The organism is Chryseobacterium sp. CCNWLW53 (assembly GCF_037083525.1).
GTDB lineage: Bacteria > Bacteroidota > Bacteroidia > Flavobacteriales > Weeksellaceae > Chryseobacterium > Chryseobacterium lathyri.
In genome coordinates, this window is record NZ_JBAOJR010000008.1 from 3,483 (window position 1) to 5,661 (window position 2,179).

Sequence of the window (2,179 nt, forward strand, 5' to 3'; positions counted from 1 at the left end):
TCTTGGCTCTCTCATCTTCCCGTCTTTTTAATTAGTAGTCTCGGGCAGGCTCGAACTGCCGACCTCTACATTATCAGTGTAGCGCTCTAACCAGCTGAGCTACGAGACTTCATTAGACTTAAAGATAAAAGAACCAAGAACCAAGACGCTAACGTCTTTATCTTTCTTCTTTTCTCTATCCTCTTGTCTCTCTCTCCCTCTGATACTAATTTCTAGTGGGTTTTGTATTTTTATATTATATAGCAACCAAATAAAAAACTAAAGCTTTACTTTAAGCAGAATCAATGGTACCGAAGTACCTAATTTTGTTTAACGTTCTTCAACGCTCTAAAATGAGATGTTCCAGCCGCACCTTCCGGTACGGCTACCTTGTTACGACTTAGCCCTAGTTACCTGTTTTACCCTAGGCAGCTCCTGTTACGGTCACCGACTTCAGGTACCCCAGACTTCCATGGCTTGACGGGCGGTGTGTACAAGGCCCGGGAACGTATTCACCGCGCCATGGCTGATGCGCGATTACTAGCGATTCCAGCTTCATAGAGTCGAGTTGCAGACTCCAATCCGAACTGAGACCGGCTTTCGAGATTTGCATCACATCGCTGTGTAGCTGCCCTCTGTACCGGCCATTGTATTACGTGTGTGGCCCAAGGCGTAAGGGCCGTGATGATTTGACGTCATCCCCACCTTCCTCTCTACTTGCGTAGGCAGTCTCACTAGAGTCCCCAACTGAATGATGGCAACTAGTGACAGGGGTTGCGCTCGTTGCAGGACTTAACCTAACACCTCACGGCACGAGCTGACGACAACCATGCAGCACCTTGAAAATTGCCCGAAGGACGGTCTATTTCTAAACCAATCAATTCCCATTTAAGCCTTGGTAAGGTTCCTCGCGTATCATCGAATTAAACCACATAATCCACCGCTTGTGCGGGCCCCCGTCAATTCCTTTGAGTTTCATTCTTGCGAACGTACTCCCCAGGTGGCTAACTTATCACTTTCGCTTAGTCTCTGAACCCGAAAGCCCAAAAACGAGTTAGCATCGTTTACGGCGTGGACTACCAGGGTATCTAATCCTGTTCGCTCCCCACGCTTTCGTCCATCAGCGTCAGTTGTTGCTTAGTAACCTGCCTTCGCAATTGGTGTTCTAAGTAATATCTATGCATTTCACCGCTACACTACTTATTCCAGCTACTTCAACAACACTCAAGACCCGCAGTATCAATGGCAGTTTCACAGTTAAGCTGTGAGATTTCACCACTGACTTACGAGTCCGCCTACGGACCCTTTAAACCCAATAAATCCGGATAACGCTTGCACCCTCCGTATTACCGCGGCTGCTGGCACGGAGTTAGCCGGTGCTTATTCGTACAGTACCTTCAGCTTCCCACACGTGGAAAGGTTTATCCCTGTACAAAAGAAGTTTACAACCCATAGGGCCGTCGTCCTTCACGCGGGATGGCTGGATCAGGCTCTCACCCATTGTCCAATATTCCTCACTGCTGCCTCCCGTAGGAGTCTGGTCCGTGTCTCAGTACCAGTGTGGGGGATCACCCTCTCAGGCCCCCTAAGGATCGTTGACTTGGTAGGCCGTTACCCTACCAACTATCTAATCCTGCGCGTGCCCATCTTTATCCACCGGAGTTTTCAATATCAAATGATGCCATTTAATATATTATGGGGCATTAATCTTCCTTTCGAAAGGCTATTCCCCTGATAAAGGCAGGTTGCACACGTGTTCCGCACCCGTGCGCCGCTCTCAAGATCCCGAAGAATCTCTACCGCTCGGCTTGCATGTGTTAGGCCTCCCGCTAGCGTTCATCCTGAGCCAGGATCAAACTCTCCATTGTATGTTTTTCCTGACCCACTCAAAGTTTTTTTACGCTTTAGTTTTTTTCTTACTTGGTTGTATATTGTATGTCAATGATCTTTTTTCTTTCCGCAATATATAAAGAAGCTTTTCTGTCGTTCTGTTCCTTATTTGCGGTTGCAAAAGTAATTATTTATTTCTAACCAGCCAAATGTTTCAAAGGAAAATTTTAAAGTTTTTTAAGTAACCTTAACCCCTTCTAACACTCCAATCTGTACTCACTCCTGCGCCCCGTTTAACCGGACTGCAAAGATACAAAAAAAATTAAAACCCACAACTTTTATTTATTAAAATATTGCTAAGCTTTTTCTC

1 tRNA gene and 1 rRNA gene are annotated in these 2,179 nt (G+C 46.1%); both read right to left on the reverse strand.

The annotated features are described in order from the left end of the window. Nucleotides 1-35 precede the first annotated feature (35 nt). Nucleotides 36-109: transfer RNA gene (locus tag V6R96_RS20670), tRNA-Ile, on the reverse strand. 221 nt (nt 110-330) lie between these two features. Continuing rightward, nucleotides 331-1,847 (reverse strand): 16S ribosomal RNA (locus V6R96_RS20675). Between the last annotated feature and the right edge of the window lie 332 nt (nt 1,848-2,179).